The following is a 25,883-nucleotide window of genomic DNA, read 5'->3' on the forward strand; positions in this document are numbered from 1 at the left end:
ACATTGTTGAGCGACTGACTTGTCGCCCCGTTGATTTTATGAAAGCCAATACTTTGCCTGATATCGAACGCGCGCGCTACAACATGATCGAACAACAGATTCGCCCTTGGGACGTTTCTGATAGTAAAGTTCTCGAGGCGCTCTTTAGCGTCAGACGCGAACTTTTTGTTCCTTCCACCTATCGTTCACTGGCCTTTTCAGATCTCGAGATTCCTCTTACGATTTCGGCCGGCGAAACGCATCAAACAATGCTCGCCCCCAAGCTCGAAGCCAAATTCACACAGCTGCTTCAGCTCAAAGAAGACGACTGCGTGCTAGAAGTGGGCACAGGCTCTGGCTATCAAGCCGCCCTGCTTGCCCATATCGCACGTGGCGTCACATCCATCGAAATCGACCCGCGCCTGACCGCCTTTGCTCAACTCAACCTCCAACAAGCCGGGATCAACAATGTCAAAGTTGAGACTGGAGACGGCAGCAATGGCTGGGGCACAACCGAATATGACGCCATCTTGGTGACAGGCGCACTCCCTGCCATCCCTGATGCACTCAAGTATCAGCTCTGCGAAGGTGGTCGAATGGTGGTGGTGGTGGGTCAAGCCCCTGCGATGACAGCTTATCGTGTCACACGCACCACAGCGGCGAGCTTTGAAACTACACCATTATTTGAAACTGTGATCAAACCCCTCAGTGGGTTTTGCCCATCCAAGTTCAAATTTTAAGTCCGCGCTAAGTTTGGCGGATTAAGTTTGGCGGATTTTTGTCACTAGCGCGGTCGTTGACCGCGCAAACTCAAAAGGTATTGCGACCGCTTTACCGCCCCAAGACTCGACTAGCCGAGTCTCTGGCAATACCTGCATATCGTAATCTCCCCCTTTGACAATGATGTCAGGCCTCAACAAGCCGATCAGCGCAACGGGGGTGTCTTCGTCAAAAAAAGTCACTGCAGATACGCAAGCAAGCGAGGCAAGTAATGCGGCGCGATCGTTCTCATTATTGAGGGGGCGATCTGGTCCCTTACCCAGTCTGCGCGCAGAGGCATCGGTATTGATCGCCACCACCAGCGTTGCGCCAAGCTGTGCAGCCTGATCCAGATAGGTGACATGGCCACGATGCAAGATATCGAAGACCCCATTGGTAAACACCACAGGACCCGCCCAGTCCCCGGAGGCGATGCGTTGTGCACACACCTCAGGCGACAGGATCTTATCTTCAAAACGTGCACGCATCACAACACTCACTGCTTAAGCCGCTGGATTTTGAGCGACCACCGGCACGGCACGCAGAAGCTCTTTGCGATAACGATTCAAATCCTGAACCGTCTTAAAGGAGCTGTCCATCAACAGGGACATATTATGCAAAATACGCGTGCTGACCTTACCTTCCCAGTCTTTATCAAAGTGAATTTGATTGTCGAGCCAACGCTCAAGCCAACCTGGTTCGGGCAACTTTGACTGTACGGTATCGTTCGGGAACATGTCTTTGTTGACATGCAAATTCGTTGGATGCAGCGCCTGCGGAGTACGATGCGCCGAGGCCATTAGTACACCAATCTTTGAAAAGGCAATGCGGGCCTGCGTGGCAATCTCGCCGCCGCGCTGCGTCAACGCGCGCTTCATGTAACGTAAATAGGCTCCCGCATGTCGTGCCTCATCCTGAGCAATCACGTTATAGATTGCCTTGATGACAGGTTCGGTATGCCAGTCTGCCGCACGCCGATACCAGTGGTTGAGACGCACTTCACCACAGAAATGCAACATGAGCGTTTCAAGTGGTGGAGCGGGATCAAACTCAAATCGAACACGGTGCAACTCTTCTTCGGTTGGAACCAAATCAGGTGCAAAGCGACGCAAGTACTCGATCAAGACGAGAGAGTGCTTTTGTTCTTCGAAAAACCAAACCGACATAAAAGCCGAGAAGTCGCTGTCATCGCGATTGTCGCGCAGAAACATTTCCGTTGCGGGCAACGCTGCCCACTCAGTAATGGCATTCATTTTGATGGTTTGCGCCTGCTCATCAGTGAGCTTGCTGCGATCGAAATCGTGCCAAGGGATATCTGTCGCCATATTCCAGCGCACTGACTCCATGGACTTAAAAAGCTCTGTGTAAAGCATCATTCACTGCCTTAAAGATTCAGCTCAGACCGTTTATACACAATTAAAGTGATCGATCGCTGAAGGTTTAACTAACAAACTCACCGAATGAGCGCCCAAAGCGCCACACCCAATGCCAGGGCTGCCACACCCGTTAATGCAACCAACAAACGGTTGCTTTGCTCTCGCGCTTGACGCGAACGCTTTAACTCAGAGAGCAACTCGGACGACACGTCCGGACGAGAGAGTTGCGCGTACAACAATCGTGGAAACTCAGGAAGCCATTGGGACCACTGCGAAGCTTCCTTGAGGACTTTCTTTTTGATGCCCGTGAACCCGATCCGCTCATGCATCCAACGCTCTAAATATGGTTTGGCCGTTTTCCATAAGTCTAACTGCGGATCCAGCTGCCGACCAAGTCCTTCCACATTCAAAAGGGTCTTTTGCAAGAGAACTAATTGCGGCTGAATTTCGACATTAAAGCGCCGTGACGTCTGAAAGAGTCGCAACAGTACCTGACCCAAGGAGATTTCAGCCAGTGGCCTGTCAAAATAAGGCTCACACACTGCTCGCACCGCCCCCTCCAGCTCTTCTTCACGTGTCGTCGGCGGGACCCAGCCTGATTCGATGTGCAGACGCGCAACCCGTCGATAATCGCGTTGGAAAAAAGCAAGAAAATTTTGCGCTAAGTAGTTTTTATCAAACTCAGACAAGGACCCTACGATACCAAAATCAAGTGCGATGTAGCGTCCAAGTGTTTCTGGTCGATCAGAGACATAGATGTTGCCAGGGTGCATATCCGCATGAAAAAAACCATCATCAAACACTTGGGTAAAAAAGATTTCAACGCCCGTTTGGGCCAGTTTTGGAATATCCACTCCGAGCGAACGTAGTCGCTCAATTTGACTCACTGGCACGCCATACATGCGCTCCATCGTAAAAACATTGGTGGCGCAATAATCCCACATGACCTCGGGAACCCATAATAAATTGGGGCGCGGACCCTCGTCAGAGAAATTTCTACGTAACTGACTACAGTTAGACGCCTCTCTCAGCAGATCCAGCTCATCGTGCAAATGCTTGTCAAACTCTCCGACCACTTCACGAGGCTTGAGGCGGCGTCCATCAGGGGCGAGTCGCTCGATCAAACCAGCGAGCACGCGCATCAAAGAGAGATCTTTATCAATGACCTCAAGCATGCCAGGCCTGAGCACCTTGACGGCAACATGTCGCCCGTCATGCAAGACAGCAAAGTGCACTTGAGCAATCGAAGCAGAGGCGACAGGATCTTTATCAAACTGCGCAAAAAGCTTGGAAGTCGGGGCGCCAAGTGCTGCCTCAATCATGGCTGCAGCTTGTTCCGAAGGAAATGGTGCGACACGGTCCTGCAAAAGTGTCAGCTCGTCCGCAATGTCGGGAGGTATTAAATCTCGCCGGGTAGAGAGCACTTGGCCAAACTTGACGAAAATCGGCCCGAGAGACTCAAGCGCCAGTCGTAATCTCAACCCTCTCGGCATCGTGGGCCGAGACCCCAGCCTCACTAACCATAATAGCCGAGCAGCCACGGGATGACTAATGCCAGACAACACCAGCTCATCCAGACGATAGCGCAGCGCGACAACCACAATTCGCATTAAACGTGGCACGGACATCATTTGGAAAACCCTCTGGCACGCTCAAGCTTTTGGGTGCGCATCTTTAATGTTGATTGCATCCGCTCGAGGTGATCAAGTGTGCGCAACAGCTGCGATTGGTGCTGAAACTGTGACGTCATGGCAGGACGACCCACCAACGCATCGGTTTCCTCAGACAAATATTCAGCAAGATTTTGGGTCAGACTTTTGCCAAGCGTTTGAGCAGCGCCAAACGCTTGCTGAGCGCCACGCACGATACGACGGGCGGGCACATCGCCGACCCACCGGGACAACGCGTCCTCTGGATCGGAGCGCAAATCACGCGCGAGCTCGGACATCACTTGTGCGAGTGCCGCTTGACCAGAAACATGCACATATTCGGCGATGTCTGGGCGGCTTTGGGCGTTGAGCCATGCCAGGGGACTCAGTTTTTCGAGCTGAATCTCAAGCGTCACATCAGGTATTGAGTCTTCGGAGGCGTGCGTCAACTGACCGTCCGACCCGATGCTCCAATTGAGTTGAAAGCCACCCACGCAAATCCGCACAGTTTTCCCCGCATGCTGCGCCAAACGTTGCGCGGCCCAAACCTGTTGTCGAGTCAGGGTATTGAGCGCCACAGCCATTACCTGGACTGGATGCATGGGCGAAAAACCAAAAAGAGTGGCGGAAATACGGTTCACCTTGATCAGACTAAATTCAATCCACCATTTTAGCGGTTGTCGCGTCACATCCAAAGTAAAACGCCCGCATTTGCGGGCGTTTTATCTGATTCACCTCAATAAACTAAGCGATCAGCTTGCTTGGCTCACTGGGACTTGCTGAATACCAGCCAGCAACCAACCACCTTGCTCAGGCTTAAACAGGTTCCAGACTTCCTCAAAACGGAAGGCTTCAGCGCCTGCTTGCTCTCTCAACATGCCGGAGAAACGCACGCTTGCCAAATGACCATCGCTCACCTTTTCGATACCAAGCAGCTCAGCGTTGAGCAAGACAACCTCGGTATGGTTTTCTTCGATGCGACCGCTCAACTGAGCCTGCAACTCTTTCATCAAATCGTCTGTCAGGAAAGTACGCATTTCAGCGACATTACCGCTGTCCCAAACTTTTTGAATCGAAATAAACTGATTTTTGGCTTCGCTCAGGAAACGCTGCGTGTCAAAGTCAACTGGGATAAACCAGTTTTGGTCAGGTGCTGGTGCATCTGAACCAAATCCAGCGGCCGACATCGCGCCTGTTGCAGAGGCAGGCAAAGCGACCGGCGCTTGCGCAGCAGGTTCGTGGCTTTCGCGCATCATCCCGTTTGAAGGGCTGGACACATTGCCGCCGTATGGAGCGTTCCCTGCACCGGCGCCCTGAGCTGCTGGCTGAGGACCACGCATTCTGCGCAAAATGAACATCACGCCAAAGATCACCACACCGGCAATCAAGGCCATCACCAGCATGTCGGCGAAAGCTCCACCTAAACCAAGGTGCGACAACAATGCCGCGATACCGAGACCGGCGGCAATACCCGCCAAAGGACCCAGCCATTTTGATGCACCCGATGCTGCGCCTGCAGCAGCAGGTGCGGCGGCGGTTTTCTGAGTGGCGCTGGTAGCCGCTGCGGGTTGGGCAGCTTTCTGACTAGTCACGTTGCTGGACTGTCGACCACTGTTGCCACCTTTGCCAACGCGAGCGGCTTCGGCGTCGAAGGTCACGGCGGTGAGGGCAAATCCACTCATTGCCACTAAAGCTGCAGCAAAAAAACGAATCAAGGGACGGGACATTGTGTGCTCCTAGGCGTTCGACGCCTGCAAGTAAAAAACAAAAGTTCAATACAAACTGAATTTTAACTGAATCTGACTAAAAGCTGAACAAATTTAAAGTATGGGTATGTTCAACCCATTTTGATGCCTTCGTGCAACGCGGTCAGCCCTGCCGACAAATTGAAATATTGCACCCGCGACAACCCTGCCTGCTCCAACATGCCCTTAAGAGTTTCTTGATCCGGATGCATGCGAATCGACTCTGCTAAATAGCGGTAACTATCAGCATCTCCCGCGACCTTGCTGCCCAGCCAGGGCAGCACGTTAAACGAGTACCAGTCGTACACAGGGGCGAGGGGCTTAGCAATGCGAGAAAACTCCAGCACGAGCAACTTACCACCCGGGCGCAACACGCGCGTCATTTCTGATAAAGCGCGGTCCTTGTGCGTCATGTTGCGCAAACCAAACGCCACCGTCACACGGTCAAAATAATTGTCCGGAAAAGGTAAATGCTCCGCATCGCATACCGCGCACGGCAGAACCACGCCGTCATCGAGCAAGCGATCCCGTCCGACGCGCAACATTGAATCATTGATGTCCGTGAGCCAAACCTCGCCTTGAGGACCTGCCTTCTGGGCAAAGGCGCGCGCAAGATCACCGGTTCCTCCAGCAATATCAAGCACCTTCATGCCCGGCCTGACAGCTGCACGCCCAATGGTGAAGGACTTCCAGACCCGATGCAGTCCTGCCGACATCAGATCATTCATCACGTCATATCGGGACGCAACGGAATGAAATACCTGGGCGACCTTGCCGGCTTTTTCGGACTCTTCGACAGTTTGAAAACCAAAATGCGTCTTTTCTTGGGACATAGTCATTCGCTCAAATTCATGCAACTTCGAGTTTAATCTCTCAACAGCCTCTACAACGATAAAAGGCATAAACTGCATACACTTTGCCGTGAGGCGTCACACTGCAACCGAACACATCAATCCGCATGTCCCCAAACACTTACACACTGCGCCCCCAAGGCGACCGCTGCCTCAGCATTGACTTTGGCGACACCATCCGCTTAGAAACAGGTCAACTCTGCTTATCTGCCGCCGCCACACTTGGGCGGGCACAGCTTCAAGGGGTCACTGATATTGTGCCCTCCTACACCGCTGTTGCGCTTTACTACACCCCTGGCGTAGACCTTGGCGGCACTGACTTTGGCACGCTCTGCGCACAAGTGCGGGACACCCTTGCTCAGGACCTGATTCAAACCACAAACTCTGCTCGACAGGTCGATATTCCCGTGTGCTACGGCGGCAAACATGGTCCAGATCTCTCCGAGGTCGCAAAGAAAATCGGCGTGACCGAACAAGAAGTCATCCAGATTCATACGCGGCCTGGCAGCATGGTGTTTGGACTCGGTTTTTCACCTGGGCACCCCTATATTGGCGTACATGATCCTTTATTCGCGCTGCCTCGACGAGATGTGCCGCGTACGGCAGTACCCGCAGGCTCGGTTGCCATTGCCAACTGTCAGTCCACCATTTATCCCACACTCTTACCCGGCGGCTGGCACATCTTAGGGGCCACACCACTCAAACTTTTTGATCTCAACCGTGCGCAGCCCTCACTGTTGCTTCCAGGTGATCAGGTTCGCTTCGTCTCTATCTCTGAGCAAGAGTACGACCACCTTGCCGCTCAACTCGCGCAGGTGTCCGCATGACGATTCGAATTCTCAAGCCAGGCATGCTTTCGAGCTTTCAGGACGAGGGTCGCACCGGCCACCAGCCGCTGGGCGTTTCAGTTGTCGGCGCAATGGATCAGCGCGCTCATCGACTCGCCAACACACTGGTCGGCAATGTGACAGACTTGGCGAGCCTGGAAATCACTATCACAGGACCCGCGCTGCAATTTACCCAAGCCTGTTGCATCGCCGTGTGTGGCGCAGATCTGAGCCCAACATTGAACGGTAAACCCGTCGCGATGAATCGCCCCCTGATCATCCGTGCGCAAGACGAGCTTCAGTTTGGTGCCAGAAAATATGGCACACGCGCTTATCTAGCTGTGCATGGCGGCTTTGCTATTCCCGACGTGCTGGGCAGCCAAAGCACTTACCTGCGCAGCCACTTTGGCGGCTGGCATGGACGCGCGCTCAAGCGTGGAGATGAAATTCCCTTGCAGCGTCCCCTCGATGAAATCGGTAAAGATGGCAACGGCCTTGAGGCGCTTGCGCTTGCACTATGGTCAGTCAAACTCTATCTGCCAGGCGTGATTTCTGGCTCGACGCGTGCACGAATCCGCTTGATTAAAAGTCAGCAATGGGAGGAGTTCACACCCGCCAGCCGCGAGGCGCTGCTGACTCAGCCTTATCGAATCAGTCCTGACTCCGAACGCATGGGATATCGCCTGCAAGGTCCAGACATTCTGATGACTAAACCCAGACAGATGATCTCTGAGGCAACAACGTTTGGCACCATACAAGTCCCTGCAGGTGGTCAGCCGATTGTGCTGATGGCCGATCGGCAAACAACGGGCGGTTATCCAAAAATCGCCTATGTTGCGACTGTCGATCTACCTTTGCTTGCACAGATGGGGCCTGGCGATATCATGCAGTTTGAGCTCGTTTCACTTGAGGCGGCGCAAGCGCTTGACACTGCCCGGACACGTGCATTTATCGACCTTGCACAGGCGCTCGCGCCCGTGCGCACTTTATTGCTTAATCACTAAGGACCTCAATCATGGCACTACGTATTGATTTGAATTGCGATATGGGCGAAAGCTTTGGCGCCTGGAAAATGGGCAACGATGAGGAAATCCTCCCGTTTGTCTCTTCGGCCAATATTGCCTGTGGTTTTCACGGCGGAGACCCTGCGACCATGCGCAAAACGGTCACAGCAGCCCTCAAACATGGTGTGGCCCTTGGCGCCCATCCAGGCCTGCCTGATTTACAAGGTTTTGGCCGCCGCAATATGGCGATCACAGACCAAGAAGCCTACGACATGATGGTGGTACAGATCGGTGCGCTCGCCGGTGTAGCCGCCTCGCAAGGCGCACGCTTGCGCCACGTTAAGGCCCATGGTCAGCTCTACAACATGGCGGTTAAAAATGAAGGCCTCACGCGCGCACTGGCTCAAGCCACTTATGATGTCGATAAAGACCTAGTCTTTTTTGCCTTGGCCGGCAGTCAGATGATTCCGATCGCCGAATCCATCGGCCTACGCGTGGCCAGCGAAGTGTTTGGCGATCGTAACTATGCGCCTGACGGCACCCTAAGCCCGCGCAACCAGCCAAACGCCATGATTACGGACGTGCAGCAGTCCATCAAGCAAGTGCTACAGATGGTCAAGACCAGCACCTTGACTGCCAACGACGGGACGATCGTCAAGGTCCGCGCGGATACGCTGTGCATCCATGGCGACCAACCTGGTGCAGTGACCTTTGCCAAAGCCATCCGCGAAGCCTTACGTGCCGAGGGGATCGAAGTCGGCGTGTGAATGTGAAAAGAGGCCGTCTTGCGACGACCTCTTTTTTGACAACACGGTTGGCATCAATCGAGCGCGAGCTTAGACAAGCACGCGTTCAATACCGCCATCGTTGGCTTTTTTGACATAGTCTTCGAGCCAGTTGTCGCCCAAAATATGCTTGGCCATTTCCACCACAATGTAATCGGCCTTTGCGCCACTATCTGCTTCGAAGCGCGACAAGCCTTGCAAACATGAGGGACACGAGGTCAATACCTTGATCTCTCCATCAAAACCGTCTTGACGTAAGGTCGCATCATTCTTGACAAGCTCTTCTTCCTTGCGGAAACGGATTTGCGTCGAGATATCAGGACGTGTCACAGCTAAAGTACCTGATTCACCACAGCAACGATCTGTCTTGATCGCCGTATCACCCACCAAGGAACGCACAGTCTTCATCGGATCCTGCAGCTTCATCGGTGTGTGACAGGGGTCGTGATACATGTAACGCGTGCCTTGAACCCCTTCGAGCTTGATGTCTTTTTCAAGCAGGTATTCGTGAATATCAATCAAACGACAGCCTGGGAAAATCTTTTCAAACTCGTAGCCTGCCAACTGGTCGTAACACGTTCCGCAACTCACCACCACGGTCTTGATGTCAAGATAGTTCAATGTGTTCGCAACGCGGTGAAATAGCACGCGATTATCCGTGATGATTTGCTCGGCCTTGTCGTCCATGCCGTTGGCACGTTGCGGGTAACCACAACACAAATAGCCTGGGGGCAGGACTGTTTGCACACCCGCATGCCACAACATCGCCTGCGTCGCCAAACCCACTTGAGAGAACAACCGCTCTGAGCCACAGCCTGGAAAATAGAATACTGCTTCAGTATCTGCCGGCACTTGAGGCGGGCGAATAATTGGCACGTAGTCCGCATCTTCGATATCCAGCAACTTACGCGCCGCCTGCTTGGGTAGACCACCCGGCATTTTCTTGTTGATAAAGTGCACAACCTGCTCGCGCAAGGGTGCCTTACCCACTGTTGCAGGAGGCTTGGCCGTTTGCTTGCGGGCGAATCTGGACAACAAGTCGCTCGCCATGCGTTGAATCTTGTAACCCACACCCACCAGCGCGACGCGGGTCGCATTAATCGTTGCGGGATCTTTGGCGTTCAAAAAGAACATCGCCGTCGAAGTGCCTGCATTGAAAGACTTGCGTCCCATGCTGCGCAACAGCCCGCGCATATTCATGGAAACATCACCGAAATCAATATCTACAGGACAAGGGTTGTAGCACTTGTGGCAGACCGTGCAGTGATCGGCCACATCTTCAAACTCTTCCCAGTGCTTCAAACTGATGCCGCGCCGCGTTTGCTCTTCGTATAAAAACGCCTCGATTAATAACGATGTTGCAAGAATCTTATTGCGTGGGGAATACAAAAGATTGGCACGCGGCACATGCGTCGCACACACTGGCTTGCACTTACCGCAACGCAAACAGTCCTTAATCGAGTTGCTGATCGCACCGATCTCACTACGCTGCATGATCAGGGACTCGTGTCCCATCAAGCCAAAACTTGGCGTCCAAGCATTACGCAAGTCTGCACCAGGCATCAATTTTCCGGCATTGAAGTGGTCGTTTGGATCAATGCGACGCTTGTAGTCCTGGAAGGGCAATAACTCAGCCTCAGTCAGAAACTCATACTTCGTCAAGCCAATGCCATGCTCACCAGAGATCACGCCGTTCAAATCGCGAGCGATTTGCATGATGCGCACGACCGCTTCATTCGCCTCTCGCAACATTTCGTAATCGTCAGAGTTCACAGGGATATTGGTATGCACGTTGCCATCGCCTGCATGCATGTGCAACGCAACGAACAAACGACTTTTAAGCACGCGATCATGAATGGCCTGCATCTCAGTCATCACGGGCGCGAAATCTGTGCCACCAAATAAACCTGCCAGATCACAGCGCACCTCGTCTTTCCACGAAATGCGCAACGTACGATCTTGCACAACATCAAACAAACGCGCGTCAGGCTGCACACCTAAGCGCTCAACCAATACGCGCTCCAGCGAGCTGAGTCCATGCGAGGACAAATCAGCCAAGGCGTCGCGCAGCGGAAGATCCAGATGTTCAAGCACCCACTGCCAGCGGGCTCGCACTCGCATCAAGCTGTCAACCGCCTGGCTACGACGCTCGTCTAGCGAATCTTCGAGCAAGGCGCCCTCTTCACTGCCACGATCCAGCTTCGCAATCGGCAACTCTCCTTCGAGCGCAGACTGCAAGGCATCGAGCAACTTAAGTTTGTTGCGCGTGGACAATTCGATATTGATCCGTTCAATGTGATCGGTGTACTCGCCCATCCGTTCAAGCGGAATCACAACGTCTTCATTAATTTTGAAGGCGTTGGTGTGGCGAGCGATCGCAGCGGTCCGTGCACGATCAAGCCAGAATTTTTTGCGAGCGTCCGCACTGACTGCGATGAAGCCCTCGCCATGGCGCGTATTGGCCAGACGAACAACTTCACTGGTTGCGTGAGCAACCGCCGCCTCATCATCCCCAACAATGTCGCCGATCAGCACCATTTTTGGCAACACACCGCGTTTGCTCTTTGTGGCGTAGCCCACTGCACGCAAATAGCGTTCGTCTAAGTGCTCGAGTCCTGCCAGCAACGCACCACGCGCACGACCCTGAGTATCCAGATAGCTTTTAATTTCAACGATTGAAGGAATCGCATCGCGCGCTTGTCCAAAAAACTCCAGACAAACGGTACGCGTGTGACTCGGCATACGATGCAGCACCCAACGCGCTGCAGTGATCAAGCCATCACAGCCTTCTTTTTGTACGCCAGGCAAGCCAGACAGAAACTTGTCAGTAACATCTTTGCCCAGACCTACTTTGCGAAACCGAGTCCCGTCGATCTCAAGGATCTCCGTTCGCAAGACACGAGCGCCAGCAAGCTCAGTCCCATCAGACCACTTCAACTCAAAGCGAACCTGACCAGCCTCGTGAATTTTTCCGAGGTTGTGCTCTAGGCGCGTGACATCTAACCAGTTGCCATCGGGGTCGACCATCCTCCACCAAGCCAAGTTGTCGAGCGCAGTGCCCCACAAGACGGCTTTTTTTCCACCAGCGTTCATCGCGACATTGCCACCGACACAGGAAGCATCCGCAGACGTTGGATCGACCGCGAAAACAAAGCCTGCTGCCTCGGCGGCTTCGGACACACGCTTGGTCACGACACCTGCGCCCGCTCGCACTGTGGCGACTTGGGTGGACACCCCTGGTAACGCACTCATCTCTACGCTGCCGAGCGTATCAAGCTTTTCTGTGTTGATGACTGCAGAGCGCCAGGTCAGCGGAATAGCGCCTCCCGTGTAACCCGTGCCACCACCGCGCGGCACGATTGTGAGCCCCAGCTCAATACAGCCACGCACTAAAGCCGCGATCTCTTGTTCATCATCCGGCGTCAACACGACAAAGGGATACTCAACACGCCAATCCGTAGCATCCGTTACGTGCGACACACGCGACAGCCCATCAAACTTGATGTTGTCCTTGGCGGTGATCTTGCCCAACACCTTTTGTACTTGGCGTCGTAAGCGTGCGGTTCGTTCGAACTCCTCCTCGAACGCTTTGACAGCACTGCGCGCGCGCTCAAGCAACATCGCTACTTTTTCATCGCGACCCGCATCATCCGTCATCCGACGGCGGTCAATCTCAGTGAGTCGGTGTGTGAGCGCCTCAATGAGCAACTTGCGCCGCTTTGGGTTGTCGAGCAAATCATCCTGCAAATAGGGATTGCGCCGCACCACCCAAATATCGCCCAGCACCTCATAGAGCATGCGGGCGGAACGCCCTGTCTTGCGCTCACCACGCAAATCAGACAATAAGGCCCAAGCATCATCGCCCAACAGTCGACACACCACTTCTCGATCAGAAAAGGAGGTGTAGTTATAGGGAATTTCGCGCAAACGCGCGTGCGCGTCTTGTGATGGCTCGGCGTGCAACAAATGGCTTGGAAAAGGGGCGTTCATAGGTCCGGATTCGTTTAGTGGCCCTTAAAGTGTCATTTTAAGTCATCAGAACAGGGCAAACCCAATAACCTTTAAACAGAGGGGTCGCGCTGCACCTCAAGTAGGGGCAATCGCCCATTTGAAGGTCCAGGCAATGACTAGATAGCGGCCAAACTTACCGATGGCCATATAAATGGCGCATTGCCAGAAGGACAGGCGCAACCAGCCCGCTACCGCGCACAACGGGTCACCGATGACCGGCAGCCAGGCTAACAATAAAACAGGCGCACCCAATCGATGGACCCACCTTTCCGCGCGCACTCGCTCTGGGGTCAATGCTTTTGAGTCACTCTCCTGTTGCCGCCGACGCCAGCGACCGAACAAACCGTGCGCGCCCGCCCCCATGCCATAACTGAGCAGCCCGCCCAGAGTATTTCCCGCAGAAGCCACCCAGATGGCGACCCAAAACATCTCTGGTACCGCAGATAGATAGGCAAGCAAAACTGGCTCAGAACCCACGGGCAATATCGTTGCTGCCAGCAGGCTCATCGTAAAAACAGCGGGCAACCCAACGCCAGGCGAAGCCAGCCATGCCAAGATTTCTTGAGTAAGCGCTTCCAGGGCAAGCTCCAAGCTAAACAAAACAAACACGACCTAAAACCGCTTTAGATCTGAAAAAGATCCGCATGGGATAATGTCTGATCAGTATGCATGTCCAATCAGGAAGACCATGGCCACGGATTATCTCAGACGTATTCTTACCTCCAAAGTGTACGACGTTGCAGTCGAAACACCGCTCGAATGTGCCCAACAGCTTTCTCAGCGAATCGGCAACACGGTGTTGCTCAAGCGTGAGGACACCCAGTCCGTCTTCAGCTTTAAGCTCCGCGGTGCGTACAACAAGATGGCTCACTTGCCCAAGAGTGCGCTTGCGCGCGGCGTGATCGCAGCCTCGGCGGGCAACCACGCTCAAGGCGTTGCGTTATCCGCCAAGCGCTTAGGCTGCAAGGCGGTCATTGTCATGCCCACTACCACCCCGGGCGTCAAGATTGATGCCGTCCGTGCGCTCGGTGCCGAAGTGGTGCTGTACGGCGACAGCTTTACAGATGCGTATGGTCACGCCCTCATCTTGGAAAAAAAGCAGCAACTGACCTTTGTGCACCCCTTTGACGACCCGGACGTCATTGCTGGTCAAGGCACCATCGGCATGGAAATTCTACGCCAGCATGCCGAGCCCATCGAGGCCATTTTTGTCGCCATTGGCGGTGGTGGACTCATCAGTGGCATTGCTGCCTACGTCAAGCAAATCCGCCCCGAAATCAAGATCATTGGCGTACAAACGATTGACTCCGACGCCATGGTGCGCAGCGTAAAAGCAGGGCGACGCATCACCCTGACCGACGTGGGACTTTTCTCCGATGGCACCGCCGTCAAACAAGTAGGTGTCGAGACCTTTCGTCTCACTCGGGAACTCGTGGATGACTATGTACTGGTTGACACAGATGCCATCTGTGCTGCCATTAAAGATGTGTTTCAAGACACACGCAGCGTCTTGGAACCCGCAGGGGCATTGGCACTCGCCGGCGCCAAACAATACGCCACCGAACACAAACTTAAAGGCAAAACGCTCGTCGCGATTGCTTGCGGCGCCAACATGAATTTCGACCGACTGCGCTTTGTCGCAGAACGGGCCGAAGTCGGCGAGGCACGCGAGGCTATCTTTGCCGTCACACTGCCAGAGCAAAGAGGAAGTTTCAGGGCTTTTTGTGAGCTCGTCGGCAACCGTAATGTCACCGAATTCAACTATCGTATTTCTGACTCCACCTCTGCTTACGTTTTTGTGGGTATTCAAGTTTCAAGCTTGGCAGAGCCCGACAAAATCGCCAACAATTTCCGCAAACACGGTTTTGACACGCTTGATCTCACCCATGATGAAATGGCGAAAACGCATTTGCGCCACATGGTGGGTGGGCGCTCCAACCTTGCGGGTCAGGAGCTTCTCTACCGTTTTGAGTTTCCCGAGCGCCCTGGGGCGCTGATGCGTTTTCTAAATTCGATGAAACCCGAATGGAACATCAGTTTGTTTCATTATCGCAATCAAGGCGCTGACTATGGTCAGATTCTGATTGGTATCCAGGTTCCAACAGGTAGCAAAAAGGCGTTTAAAGCCTTTCTTGAAGAGGTTGGGTATCCTTATTGGAACGAATCAGAAAACCCGGCTTACAAATTGTTCTTATAAGGCCGCAGCGTTTCCAGAGCGTCACTTAATCGCCGCTAAATTGACACACACTAAAAAACGGTGTGTCGGTTGCGGCGATTTTCGCAGACCCGCCAAGATCTGGCAGATCAATGATGGCCGCCGCCTCGACGACATTGCCCCCAAGTAATTGCAGCAGCTTAATAGCGGCCAGCATGGTGCCCCCCGTCGCGACCAAGTCATCTACCAACAGCACTCGCTGCCCGGGTTTGACCGCATCTTGATGGACCTCTACCGTGGCGTCGCCATACTCAAGACTGTAAGCTTGCGCCACTGTTTTGTGAGGTAGCTTGCCTTCTTTGCGAACCGGTGCAAAGCCAACACCCAAGGCATACGCTAGTGCACTGCCAAAAATGAATCCCCGTGCATCAATCCCCACCACCAAGTCAATACGCTGGCGCATGTGGCGATAGACAAAAATATCGATTAATGCCCGAAATGCTCTTGGGTCTTGCAGCAGCGGCGTGATGTCGCGAAACATGACGCCAGGCTTAGGCCAATCCGGAACAGTCCTGATCAGCCCTCGCACGACTTCCATCGCATCCTGATAGGGGGGAATGATGGGCATAATCATTGGATGTCGCTCCGCATGGGGTGATCCGGTTACAAGATTAATTAGTTTAAGCGGCTTTCACCCGAACAGCCCCAGAAACTCTCAATGCCTTTGCTCGGGCTGCATCGACCGAAACATCGGTTGCCAAACCTACCCCCATCCGGCGCTTAATAAAGGACTCGGGCTTGCCGAACAAGCGCAAATCTGTCCCTGGCTCCCTTAACGCCTCTGCGACCCCTTCGTACCGCACTGCCTTTGCATCCAAACCGCCATAAATCACGCTGCTGGCCGCCGGAGCACGCAGTGTTGTGTCCACTGGCAAGCCCAGCAAGGCTCGTGCGTGAAGCTCAAATTCGCTTTGCATCTGAGAAACCAAGGTCACCAAGCCTGTGTCGTGCGGACGTGGGCTGACCTCTGAAAACCAGACCTGATCCCCCGAAACAAATAACTCCACCCCAAACAATCCTTGTCCGCCAAGGTTGTCAGTCACGTCACGGGCGATTTGCTGCGCACGCTCCAGTGCCCGCGCCGACATCGGCTGTGGCTGCCAGCTTTCAACATAATCGCCACCAACCTGCAAGTGTCCAATCGGCTCGCAAAAATGCGTTTCCACTTTGCCATCAGCGCTGCGCGCGCGGACCGTCAACAAGGTAATTTCGTACTCAAAATCAATAAACCCTTCGACAATGATCCTGCTGCCCTCAACACGGGCGCCTTCTTTGGCGATATTCCAGGCAGTTTCAATATCCTCCGGGCCTCTGAGTACCGACTGTCCTTTTCCAGAAGAAGACATGACGGGCTTGACCAAACAGGGAAAACCTACGACGGTCGTGGCCTTGGCCAGTGAGTCTAATGAGTCCGCAAACTGATAAGGGGAGGTTGGCAGGCCAAGCGTCTCAGCCGCAAGCCGACGAATGCCTTCACGATTCATGGTGAGCTGCGCCGCGCGTGCGGTTGGGGTGACGCGAACCGCTCCTGTCGCCTCCAACTCCACCAACAAGTCCGTTGCGATCGCCTCGATTTCGGGCACGATCAGGTGAGGCTGCTCCTTTTCAATCACAGCACGCAAAGCCGCCTTGTCCGTCATCGCCACCACATACGCCCTGTGCGCAACCTGCTGACCAGGGGCATCGGCGTACCGATCCACCGCAATCACCTCAACCCCTAAGCGCTGGAGAGCCAAAATGACCTCTTTGCCTAACTCCCCGGCGCCCAGCAACATCACTCTAAGCGCGGCGCCTGACAAAGGAGTACCAAAAACCGCGGCATAGGGCGCGAGGGCTGCTACAGGGGATGTCGAGGAGACATTCATGGGCGTTGTCATGGAGAATCCAAAAGAGGGAACAAAGAAAAGAGGCGTCAGAGTGCCACAGCGCGCTACCCGACGCAACCGCAGCGAAAAGCCGCATGGCGCGTCCGAAACGTTTAAACTTAAGGCATGCCTTCTATACCGCCTTTAAAAACCCAGACGCCCGTAGTGTCCGCCGCGCCCACCGCGCCTGGCGCCGGACCTCATACAGCCCTGACAGCTGAAGCTGCGCTCGCCTCAGCTCAGCGCACCCTTACGCTTGAAGCGCACGCGATTCTTGAGCTTCGGGACCGTTTGAACGGTCAATTTGCGCACGCTGTCGAACTCATCCTGGCTTGCACTGGCAGGGTCGTCGTGTGTGGGCTTGGCAAAACGGGACACATCGCGCGCAAAATTGCAGCCACGTTTGCCTCGACCGGGACTCCGTCTTTTTTTCTGCATGCCGCCGAGGCCATTCATGGTGATATTGGCATGCTCGGCGGACAAGACTTGCTCATCGCCCTTTCATATTCAGGCACAGGCCAGGAAATGCTCACTATCCTGCCTGCTGCGCACCGACTCGGGGTAAAAGTCATTGCCCTGACTGGTAACGAGCAATCCGAGCTCGCCCGCTTGGCCGAGATTCATCTCAACATTACTGTTTCTCAAGAAGCGTGCCCCCTCAATCTCGCACCCACCTCCAGCACCACGACCGCACTCGCACTGGGCGACGCGCTCGCCGTTGCATGCCTCGAAGCACGCGGCTTTAACCATGAAGACTTCGCCCGCTCCCACCCCGGTGGTGCATTAGGCAGACGCCTGCTGTTGCGCGTCTCAGATGTCATGCGCAGCGGCGATGCTGTGCCCACAGTGTTAGCAGAAGCCTCCGTTTTTCAGGCCCTAGAGGAAATCTCGCGCAAAGGCATGGGGATGACCGCAGTGCTAGATTCGTCTGGCTCTGCCATCGGAATATTTACCGACGGTGACTTGCGACGCCTGATTGAACGCAAAGGTGACATTCGTAGCCTGAGTGTCATCGAGGGCATGAGCCGCAATCCCCGACACATCTCCGCTGAAGCCTTAGCCGTCGACGCGGCGGCTTTAATGGATCAATACCGACTCAACCAGATGTTAGTGGCTGACGCAAAGGGCAAGCTCCTCGGCGCTCTGCACATGCATGACCTGATGGCCGCCAAGGTGGTCTGAGACAACTCCAGATGAATCGACCCAACCTCCCCCCCCATCCTGCCGAATCACTCGTGCTCGCCCGCACCCCTGCCGCTCTGCGTGAGCGCCTCGCGCGCCTCAAGCTGATGATCTTCGATGTCGATGGTGTGCTGACAGATGGCAGCCTTTGGTACGGCGAACAAGGCGAGATGTTCAAGCGCTTTAATGCGCTAGACGGCCATGGCCTCAAAATGCTTGCAACGAGTGGAATCAAGGTTGCACTCGTGACCGGCCGGGAGGGTCCGATTGTTGACCGTCGTGCTGCAGAGCTGGGCTTGGGCGATGTGTTGCAAAATGTGCGCGACAAGGGCGCAGTCCTGACAGAACTGGTGGCGCGTTATCACCTGACGTTTGAGGAATCAGGTTTTATGGGCGACGATCTGATTGATTTACCGGCTATGCAGCGCGCAGGGTTTGCAGCGAGCGTGCCTGATGCACCTGCTTACATAACACAGGCTGCGCATTGGGTCGCCACAAAATCAGGTGGCAAAGGTGCTGCCCGGGAATGCTGTGACTTGATTCTGGCGTCTCAAGGTCGCTTAGGTCATTTTTTCCAGCCTGGCCGCCTCGGTCCGGGCGTCATCCAATAAATCGAGCCCCATGAAAGAACGCGCGTCTATTGTTGTCTCGATTTTTATCCTCACACTTCTGGTGATGGGGACTTGGTGGGCAGCTGACTACTCACAACGCGCAGTCCAGATTGATCCACCTAGCCGTCAGACACATGAACGTGATACTTGGGCAAAAAAAGTCGTTTTAGTACGTACCGACCCCAAAGGGATCGTCATCCACCGTCTCGAAGGTGACCTGATGGAGCACTTTCCCGATGACAAATCCTACGAACTCCAAGCGCCCCGCGCCTACACCCTAAGAGAAGAAAACCCACTGACGGTTGCCACCTCAAAAGTCGCCTTTATTTATGATGAAGGCGACAAAATCGTGATGCGTGGCGACGCTGTATTGCTCAGACTGGGTGACGCTGAGCGCCAGCCACTCAACTTTCAAAGCGAAGAAATCACCCTACTCGTGGACAAAGATTTAGCCTATACAGACCTTCCTGCCGTGGCGACCAGCGGCAGGTCAAAGATGACTGGCGTAGGGATGCGTTTTAACAATGCCACACAGCAACTGGACGTGTTCAAATCGACCGATGTCGACATTGCCCCCAAAGACCAGCGCGAGGGTTCAGAACCTCCTGCACAACGAGCGAATCCATGATTTTTAACAGTCATTTTCTTTCTATCCGCAGGCTCATCGCGTTGAGCGTGCTTGGTCTGAGCTGCACGGCTCACGCACAAACGCCAACAGCTCAGCCGCTCACCCCTGTCGAAGAACCCAGCACGACCATTCTGTCCGACACGCTGCGCTACGACGACACCAAACGTGAAAGCACCTTTACCGGCAAAGTCGTCATGACACGCGGCCTGTTGACGCTGAGCTCAGACGCGCTCTCCATGCGCGAGGATAGTGAGGGACACCAGTACGGCGTAGCCACCGCCGAGGCAGGCAAGCGTGTGTTTATCCGTCAAGTACGCCCCGAAAACTTTGAGGTGCTCGAAGGCGTTGGACTGAAAGCGAACTACGACGGCAAAAACGAGACCTTCGACTTAATTGGCCAAGCTGTGGTGACACGCTACATTTGCGGCAAACATTTCGATACGGTCAGCGGCCAGCAGGTGCGCTACAACCAAAAAACGGATGTGTATCAGGCCTTCTCTGGTCCCGACTCATTTAATCCAGATGGTCGCGTACGCTCAGTCGCGCAACCAAAGGCTCGAACCGACGCCGCCATCGCAGCCTGCAGAGCCGCTCAAGCCAACAATCCAGCGCCCGCCTTGACGCCCGCCACGCCCCCTGTTGTTTCTCCAAGTCGTTAAAAGTTACCTTATGCAAACCTCGCACGCCTCGTCCAGCCCAGATACGCCAGCGCTCGCCACTCCCGGGCAACTTACTGCGACGGGTCTGCGCAAATCCTACGGTGGTCGTATGGTGGTGCAAGACGTCTCGATTTCCGTCAAAAGTGGCGAGGTCGTCGGCCTTCTTGGTCCGAACGGCGCAGGTAAAACCACGAGTTTTTACATGATTGTGGGACTGGTCGCAGCGGATGCGGGGCGGATCGAAATTGACGACACCGTCATCAGCAGCATGCCGATTCACAAACGCGCCCGGTTAGGACTGTCCTATCTGCCTCAAGATGCGTCAGTATTTCGTCGCCTCACTGTCGAAGAAAACATTCGTGCCGTGCTCGAACTACAAATCAATCATGACGGCAAAAAGTTTTCCTCAAAGAAAATCGAGGAACAACTCGATGCTTTGCTTGAAGAACTCCAAATTACGCATATCCGCCGTAACAGCGCTCTTTCACTGTCAGGTGGAGAGAGGAGGCGCGTTGAGATCTCACGCGCACTGGCCACTCGCCCGCGCTTTATTTTATTGGATGAACCCTTTGCTGGCGTCGACCCGATTGCCGTGATCGAGATTCAGCGGATTGTGCGGTTTCTCAAAAGTCGGGGCATTGGCGTGCTGATTACAGACCACAACGTCCGTGAAACGCTAGGTATTTGTGACCGCGCTTATATCATCAGTGAAGGTAAGGTCCTGACAACAGGACAGCCCGATGACATCATCAATGACGCCTCTGTGCGTCGCGTGTATTTGGGTGAACACTTCAAAATGTAAGCCAAATAGGAGACTATTTAGCATTGCCCGAGCATGTCTGCTGCACCGCAACGTCGAAAGACTTGTCTAAACGCAATAAATAGGGATTAATCCCCTTGATTTCTGCACCCAAGTCACTAAACTGAAATGAATGAAATAACAAAAAGGAGTTGCCGACGATAAAACTGCTGTATGTCTATGAACATAGATAGATCCCTTTTATGGAGAGTACGCAATGAACCTGAACATTACTGGTCACCATCTTGACGTCACCCCAGCTATCCGGGAATACATCCAAACAAAGATGACGCGCGTTGTGCGGCACTTTGATCATGTGATCGACACGCAGGTCATCCTGTCGCTCGAGCCACTGAAACACCGAGCGGAACTCACGCTTCACATTCGCGGCAAAGACATCCACTGCGAAGCTTCAGAAGACAATCTTTACGCAGCCATCGACCTCCTCATTGACAAGGTTGACCGTAAGGTCCTTCAACACAAAACACGCACTCAAAATCACCATCATCTCGCCGTCAAGCGACAGGTGTTTGAAACTGCGTAAACCTAAGGCCTGACAACCCTCAAGGTTCCCCAAAATGCCTGCCCTTGTGGTGGGCATTTTTGTATCCCTACTCTGTAAAAAGCTCTCCTTGCTAGGCTGCACTGCAGCATATAATTGTCCGCATGAAACTTTTGTCACGCATTTTGCCAATACGCAATATCGTGCTCGATCTCGCTGTCACCAGCAAAAAGCGCGCCTTCGAGCAGGCGAGCCTGTTATTTGAAAATAACGACGGGATTGAGCGTGCGGCCGTTTTTGAAAGTTTGTTTAATCGCGAACGCTTAGGCTCAACAGGTCTGGGAGGCGGCATCGCCGTCCCGCATGGCCGAGTCAAGGGGATCAAGCATCCGGCGGCGGCCTTCTTTAGGCTTGTCCGGCCGATTGCCTTCGATGCGCCTGATCGCGAGCCTGTCAGCCAATTACTTTTTCTCATTGCGCCCGAAGCTGAAACGCAACAACATCTCGATATACTGGCAGAAGTTGCTCAACGCCTCTCCGATGCAGCGCTTAGAAAGCGCCTTCTGACAGAAATCGACCCAAGTGTTGTACAACAACTTTTGACGACTGGCCAAGCCTGAACGCCTGTCTGACCGGTATCTTCCCACCACTCTGGAGCCGCTATGCTGACGGTGCAGGACCTTGTAAATGACAACGTCGATGACATTTGTTTCAAATGGGTCGCCGGCCAGTCCGCCGCAGACCGCCTGATTCCTGACAACGGCATGGCCGCGGCTGACCTGATCGGCCACCTCAACCTGATTCACCCTTCTCGCATCCAGGTATTTGGTCGCGAAGAAATGGACTACTACACTCGCTTTGATAGTCGCCGACGGGTACACCATCTCGAAGAGTTGCTCGCAGGCGGCGTTCCAGCGATCCTCCTCGCCGACAACCTTGCCGCCACAGAAGACCTCATTCACAATTGCGAAAATAGCCATGTCCCGCTGTTATCCACCGCCGTTCCTGCCGCAGAACTGATTGACCTGCTACGCATCTACCTCAGCCGACGGCTCGCACCCACCACGACGGTGCACGGCGTGTTTATGGATGTACTGGGGCTCGGCGTACTGATTACGGGAGAGTCTGGGCTAGGTAAAAGCGAGCTCGCACTGGAGTTGATCTCTCGCGGTCATGGTTTGGTCGCGGATGATGCCGTCGAGTTATCGCGTACGGCACCCCACGCAATTGATGGACACTGCCCAGAGCTCTTGCGCAATATGCTCGAGGTGCGCGGCTTGGGACTTCTGAATATCCGAACAATTTTTGGCGAAACCTCGGTGCGGCGCAAGATGAAACTCAAGCTCATCGTGCATCTGGTCCGCGCCACCGCTCAAGACAAGTTTGAACGTCTTCCGCTGCAAGACATGACACAAGACATGTTGGGCTGTCCAATTCGTAAAGTGATGCTACAAGTCGCTGCTGGTCGTAACTTGGCCGTACTCGTTGAAGCAGCTGTCCGCAACACAATACTTAAGCTGCGGGGTATTGATACCCTCGCCGAATTTATGGAACGTCAATCCGCTGCGATCGCGCAAGGTCAGGATTGACATGCCACAACTCAAAGTCGTCTTGCTGACGGGAATCTCAGGCTCAGGCAAATCCGTTGCGCTGCGTATGCTCGAAGACGCAGGCTATGTTTGCGTCGACAATTTGCCGCTCAAGTTTCTCCAAGAATTCATTACTTCCATGCGTGACGATGCGGCAAAGCGCGTTGCCGTTGCCATCGATATACGGTCTCCAGGCGAGTTGGCAGAAATGCCCGCCGTTATTGGCGCTTTAAAGGCGGCGCATACCGAGTTTCGCTTGATATTTTTAGATGCAGACAACGAAACGCTGGTGCATCGTTACTCTGAGTCACGCAGGCGTCATCCTTTGGCGGAAAGACTCACAGAAAACGGCTTAAGTGCCTCGCTCGAAGAGTGTATCCAAATGGAGCGCGATCAACTCAGCGATCTTCGCGACCTAGGTCACGTCATTGATACGTCCGGACTGATGCCTGGGCAGCTACGCGCCTGGATAAGAGATCTCATTCGTGCCGATCGCACTCCGCTGCTTCTGACCTTTGAATCATTTGCCTTCAAAGAAGGCGTGCCGCGTGATGCTGATTTAGTGTTTGATGTGCGATGCCTGCCTAACCCCCACTACGATCCTGCCTTGCGCCCCTTAACCGGCAAAGATCAGCCTGTCGCAAACTGGCTCAAGAGTTTTGCTGATGTCGAAAATATGATTGGGGACATTGAGGGCTTTATCCGTAAATGGCTACCGCGTTACACCGAAGATACGCGAAGCTATCTCACGATCGCGATTGGCTGTACGGGCGGCAAGCACCGCTCTGTCTACGTTGTCGAATCGCTCGCGATACGTTTTGCTGCTCAGCAACACCTTCTTGTTCGCCATCGCCATCAACCCGAGATTTCTGGATGACGACTCGCCTGTCCCACCTCTTGCGTATCCTGAGCATTTGTTTGCTTTGCGGACTTATCGCAGCCTGCGGCTCACGCAAGGGTGGTGGCTACTATAAAGATGACGGACCGGGTGACAACCCACCCGCGGATCTTGATCGTGTCCCAGATGCTGTGCCAAAAATTGAACCACTCGCGCGGGGTCCAAATCGTCCCTACACGGCGCTTGGCAAAAGCTTCACGCCTGACACAAGCGGCCGGCCCTACCGTGTGCAGGGCCGCGCTTCTTGGTATGGTCGTAAATTTCATGGCAAACCGACCTCGAATGGTGAACGCTACGACATGTACGGCATGACCGCTGCACATCCGACCTTACCGATCCCAAGCTATGTTCGCGTCACGCGCGTGTCCACTGGAAAAACCGTTGTGTTGCGGGTCAACGACCGCGGTCCTTTTCTCGCCAGCAGGGTGATTGATTTATCCTACGTTGCCGCCTACAAGCTCGGCGTAGTCGCACCTGGCAGCGCAGAGGTCATTGTCGAGCGCATCATGCCCGAGGAAATTCGTGGTTGGCGCGCCCAGGCACCTACAGCGGCATCTCCTGCACCCACCACATCTGCACCGATGGTCGCACAGCAGACTCAAACGCCCGCGCCTGTCACACCCTCCCAGACCCCCACGCGCGCGCAGACTCCTGTTGCAATGGCCTCCTCAAACATGCAGGTCGACACAATCAGTCCTAGAGGGTTTTATTTACAAGCAGGCGCCTTTAGCGATCCTGCACGCGCGCAATCCATGGCGACAGATCTCAACGGAAAAGTCCCACCCGATCTCGGCGCCTCAATCAAAATCGAACAAAGCTCAAGCAACTTGTATCGCGTCCGCATTGGCCCATTTGCCAACAGAGAGGCCGCATCCCAAGCAAGCGAACGCTTAAGAGACAACACGGGGCTGTCCACAACACTTTCTGCGCAATAGGCCGGCGCTATTCGCGCTGCGCCTTGCGCGCCAAGGCGCGAGCATATAAAGCATCTCGCGGCTGTCCGGTCGCTTTTGCCGCGATACGTGCCACATCACGCACGGACATCGTTTCAAGCAGAGCATCCAGCCATGCGTCTACAGAGGCACTCTCCTCTACGTCAAGCTCCTCGGTCTGCATGAGCGCCTGAGGATGAATAATCACCACATATTCGCCCTGTTCTCTGTGCGGGTCTGCAACCAACCATGCCGCCGCGTCAGCAAGCGGCATGGTGGCAAGCTCCTCAAATCGTTTGGTCAGTTCGCGCGCAAACGTCACTGCACGTGAGGGTCCGAGCACCGCAAGCGCATCACTTGCACTGGCAACAATTCGGTGAGGAGCCTCATAAAAAACTGTCGCGGCGGGCAACTGCGTCCACTGCCGGAACCAACGCTGCCTCGCAGTAGATTTAGTTGGCGCAAAGCCCGCAAAAACAAAACCGGGAGACGCATCCGTCGTGACACCCGTCGCCATCAGCGCCGTGATCAATGCGCTCGCGCCAGGCAAAGGAATCACTCGCATTCCCGCATTTCTAACGGCTTGCACCACTAATCCGCCTGGGTCACTCACAGCAGGTGAACCTGCGTCTGACACGAGTGCGACTCGCTGCCCAGACTGAATACGACTGACAATATCTGCGGCCGCACTCATTTCATTGTGGCGATGCGCTGCCATCAGTGGTGTGCCGATCCCCCAGGCTTCTAGCAAGTTTCTGCTTGCCCGCGTGTCTTCCGCCGCAATGACGTCTGCCCTATTCAGGGCGTGCCAAGCGCGCAAGCTCAAATCGCCTAAATTGCCGATGGGCGTCGCCACAACATACAGCGCATGGGTGGGCCACTGCTGACCTTCCATGCGTTCGCTGACACGGCCCCATGCTTCGGGAGACGAGTCTGGGAGGATTTTTTCGGACATTCCGGATTGGCTGACATCATTCATTGTGTCAGTGTAGACCGTCAACTCACACTCCGTCACGC

Annotated in this window: 26 protein-coding genes; 15 read left to right on the forward strand and 11 right to left on the reverse strand. The window is 54.3% G+C overall.

Features of this window, described 5'->3' with window-relative positions:
- Positions 1-38 precede the first annotated feature (38 nt).
- Positions 39-719 carry a protein-L-isoaspartate O-methyltransferase family protein gene (locus WBJ47_RS06625; RefSeq protein ID WP_422244679.1) on the forward strand — a complete coding sequence of 227 codons (681 nt, stop codon included), beginning with the start codon at positions 39-41 and terminating at the stop codon, positions 717-719.
- A gap of 21 nt (positions 720-740) precedes the next feature.
- Here the strand turns inward: WBJ47_RS06625 and rfaE2 are convergent, their stop codons facing one another.
- The 6 genes from rfaE2 to ubiE all read right to left on the reverse strand — a co-directional run bounded on the left by rfaE2 (position 741) and on the right by ubiE (position 6,341).
- On the reverse strand, positions 741-1,229 hold the full coding sequence (rfaE2, locus tag WBJ47_RS06630; RefSeq protein ID WP_422244711.1) for a D-glycero-beta-D-manno-heptose 1-phosphate adenylyltransferase: 489 nt from the start codon (positions 1,227-1,229) through the stop codon (positions 741-743).
- A gap of 12 nt (positions 1,230-1,241) precedes the next feature.
- Entirely contained in the window at positions 1,242-2,111 is an 870-nt protein-coding gene (locus tag WBJ47_RS06635; RefSeq protein WP_422244710.1) for a ferritin-like domain-containing protein, read from the reverse strand.
- Between the two features lie 80 nt (positions 2,112-2,191).
- A complete protein-coding gene (gene ubiB, locus WBJ47_RS06640; RefSeq protein ID WP_422244677.1) occupies positions 2,192-3,745 on the reverse strand; it encodes a ubiquinone biosynthesis regulatory protein kinase UbiB in 1,554 nt (517 codons plus the stop codon).
- Entirely contained in the window at positions 3,742-4,404 is a 663-nt protein-coding gene (locus WBJ47_RS06645) for a ubiquinone biosynthesis accessory factor UbiJ (RefSeq protein WP_422244675.1), read from the reverse strand. Before WBJ47_RS06645 ends, ubiB begins: the two co-directional genes overlap by 4 nt.
- Positions 4,405-4,515: 111 nt before the next feature.
- Positions 4,516-5,490 carry a Tim44 domain-containing protein gene (locus tag WBJ47_RS06650; protein ID WP_422244673.1) on the reverse strand — a complete coding sequence of 325 codons (975 nt, stop codon included), beginning with the start codon at positions 5,488-5,490 and terminating at the stop codon, positions 4,516-4,518.
- 110 nt (positions 5,491-5,600) lie between these two features.
- Positions 5,601-6,341, reverse strand: coding sequence for a bifunctional demethylmenaquinone methyltransferase/2-methoxy-6-polyprenyl-1,4-benzoquinol methylase UbiE (ubiE, locus tag WBJ47_RS06655; RefSeq protein WP_422244671.1), 741 nt, complete (start codon positions 6,339-6,341; stop codon positions 5,601-5,603).
- Between the two features lie 125 nt (positions 6,342-6,466).
- Between ubiE and pxpB the strand changes: the two genes are divergently transcribed.
- From pxpB to WBJ47_RS06670, 3 genes are read left to right on the forward strand one after another with little or no spacing between them, the layout of a single operon-like run.
- Positions 6,467-7,186: a 5-oxoprolinase subunit PxpB gene (gene pxpB / locus WBJ47_RS06660; RefSeq protein WP_422244670.1), complete on the forward strand. Its 720-nt coding sequence runs from the start codon at positions 6,467-6,469 to the stop codon at positions 7,184-7,186.
- A complete protein-coding gene (locus WBJ47_RS06665; RefSeq protein WP_422244669.1) occupies positions 7,183-8,190 on the forward strand; it encodes a biotin-dependent carboxyltransferase family protein in 1,008 nt (335 codons plus the stop codon). The genes pxpB and WBJ47_RS06665 overlap by 4 nt, the downstream gene beginning before the upstream one ends.
- Positions 8,191-8,201: 11 nt before the next feature.
- Positions 8,202-8,957 (forward strand): LamB/YcsF family protein, encoded by a 756-nt coding sequence (locus tag WBJ47_RS06670; RefSeq protein ID WP_422244668.1) that lies wholly within the window; start codon positions 8,202-8,204, stop codon positions 8,955-8,957.
- A 69-nt stretch (positions 8,958-9,026) separates the two neighbouring features.
- On the opposite strand, the gene WBJ47_RS06675 is transcribed toward WBJ47_RS06670, so the two are convergent.
- Both WBJ47_RS06675 and WBJ47_RS06680 read right to left on the reverse strand, forming a co-directional pair.
- Positions 9,027-12,965: a DUF3683 domain-containing protein gene (locus WBJ47_RS06675; RefSeq protein WP_422244666.1), complete on the reverse strand. Its 3,939-nt coding sequence runs from the start codon at positions 12,963-12,965 to the stop codon at positions 9,027-9,029.
- A gap of 96 nt (positions 12,966-13,061) precedes the next feature.
- Positions 13,062-13,577, reverse strand: a complete 516-nt coding sequence (locus WBJ47_RS06680) for a YqaA family protein (protein WP_422244708.1) — start codon at positions 13,575-13,577, stop codon at positions 13,062-13,064.
- Positions 13,578-13,674: 97 nt separating this feature from the next.
- Between WBJ47_RS06680 and ilvA the strand changes: the two genes are divergently transcribed.
- A complete protein-coding gene (ilvA, locus tag WBJ47_RS06685) occupies positions 13,675-15,183 on the forward strand; it encodes a threonine ammonia-lyase, biosynthetic (RefSeq protein ID WP_422244665.1) in 1,509 nt (502 codons plus the stop codon).
- Positions 15,184-15,208: 25 nt separating this feature from the next.
- Here ilvA and WBJ47_RS06690 read toward each other — a convergent pair whose 3' ends face one another.
- Positions 15,209-15,775, reverse strand: coding sequence for an adenine phosphoribosyltransferase (locus WBJ47_RS06690; RefSeq protein ID WP_422244663.1), 567 nt, complete (start codon positions 15,773-15,775; stop codon positions 15,209-15,211).
- Positions 15,776-15,821: 46 nt separating this feature from the next.
- Complete coding sequence (gene purT, locus WBJ47_RS06695; protein WP_422244707.1) at positions 15,822-17,066, reverse strand: formate-dependent phosphoribosylglycinamide formyltransferase; 1,245 nt, start codon at positions 17,064-17,066, stop codon at positions 15,822-15,824.
- A gap of 126 nt (positions 17,067-17,192) precedes the next feature.
- On the opposite strand from purT, the gene WBJ47_RS06700 reads away from it, so the two are divergent.
- The 10 genes from WBJ47_RS06700 to WBJ47_RS06745 all read left to right on the forward strand — a co-directional run bounded on the left by WBJ47_RS06700 (position 17,193) and on the right by WBJ47_RS06745 (position 24,869).
- A complete protein-coding gene (locus WBJ47_RS06700; RefSeq protein WP_422244662.1) occupies positions 17,193-18,248 on the forward strand; it encodes a KpsF/GutQ family sugar-phosphate isomerase in 1,056 nt (351 codons plus the stop codon).
- Between the two features lie 11 nt (positions 18,249-18,259).
- A complete protein-coding gene (locus WBJ47_RS06705) occupies positions 18,260-18,859 on the forward strand; it encodes a KdsC family phosphatase (RefSeq protein WP_422244660.1) in 600 nt (199 codons plus the stop codon).
- Positions 18,860-18,869: 10 nt separating this feature from the next.
- Positions 18,870-19,487: an LPS export ABC transporter periplasmic protein LptC gene (gene lptC, locus WBJ47_RS06710; protein ID WP_422244658.1), complete on the forward strand. Its 618-nt coding sequence runs from the start codon at positions 18,870-18,872 to the stop codon at positions 19,485-19,487.
- Positions 19,484-20,146, forward strand: a complete 663-nt coding sequence (gene lptA, locus WBJ47_RS06715) for a lipopolysaccharide transport periplasmic protein LptA (RefSeq protein ID WP_422244657.1) — start codon at positions 19,484-19,486, stop codon at positions 20,144-20,146. Before lptC ends, lptA begins: the two co-directional genes overlap by 4 nt.
- 10 nt (positions 20,147-20,156) lie before the next feature.
- Entirely contained in the window at positions 20,157-20,948 is a 792-nt protein-coding gene (gene lptB, locus WBJ47_RS06720) for an LPS export ABC transporter ATP-binding protein (RefSeq protein WP_422244656.1), read from the forward strand.
- A gap of 214 nt (positions 20,949-21,162) precedes the next feature.
- Complete coding sequence (hpf, locus tag WBJ47_RS06725) at positions 21,163-21,489, forward strand: ribosome hibernation-promoting factor, HPF/YfiA family (protein ID WP_422244655.1); 327 nt, start codon at positions 21,163-21,165, stop codon at positions 21,487-21,489.
- Positions 21,490-21,611: 122 nt separating this feature from the next.
- Positions 21,612-22,067 (forward strand): PTS sugar transporter subunit IIA, encoded by a 456-nt coding sequence (locus WBJ47_RS06730; protein WP_422244653.1) that lies wholly within the window; start codon positions 21,612-21,614, stop codon positions 22,065-22,067.
- Positions 22,068-22,109: 42 nt separating this feature from the next.
- Positions 22,110-23,036 (forward strand): HPr(Ser) kinase/phosphatase, encoded by a 927-nt coding sequence (gene hprK / locus WBJ47_RS06735; protein WP_422244651.1) that lies wholly within the window; start codon positions 22,110-22,112, stop codon positions 23,034-23,036.
- A gap of 1 nt (position 23,037) precedes the next feature.
- A complete protein-coding gene (gene rapZ, locus WBJ47_RS06740; protein ID WP_422244649.1) occupies positions 23,038-23,913 on the forward strand; it encodes an RNase adapter RapZ in 876 nt (291 codons plus the stop codon).
- Entirely contained in the window at positions 23,910-24,869 is a 960-nt protein-coding gene (locus WBJ47_RS06745) for a septal ring lytic transglycosylase RlpA family protein (protein ID WP_422244648.1), read from the forward strand. Before rapZ ends, WBJ47_RS06745 begins: the two co-directional genes overlap by 4 nt.
- A gap of 7 nt (positions 24,870-24,876) precedes the next feature.
- On the opposite strand, the gene rsmI is transcribed toward WBJ47_RS06745, so the two are convergent.
- Complete coding sequence (gene rsmI, locus WBJ47_RS06750) at positions 24,877-25,821, reverse strand: 16S rRNA (cytidine(1402)-2'-O)-methyltransferase (RefSeq protein WP_422244705.1); 945 nt, start codon at positions 25,819-25,821, stop codon at positions 24,877-24,879.
- Positions 25,822-25,883 lie beyond the last annotated feature (62 nt).

It is taken from the genome of Zwartia sp., assembly GCF_049655405.1.
In the GTDB taxonomy this organism is placed as follows: domain Bacteria; phylum Pseudomonadota; class Gammaproteobacteria; order Burkholderiales; family Burkholderiaceae_B; genus Zwartia.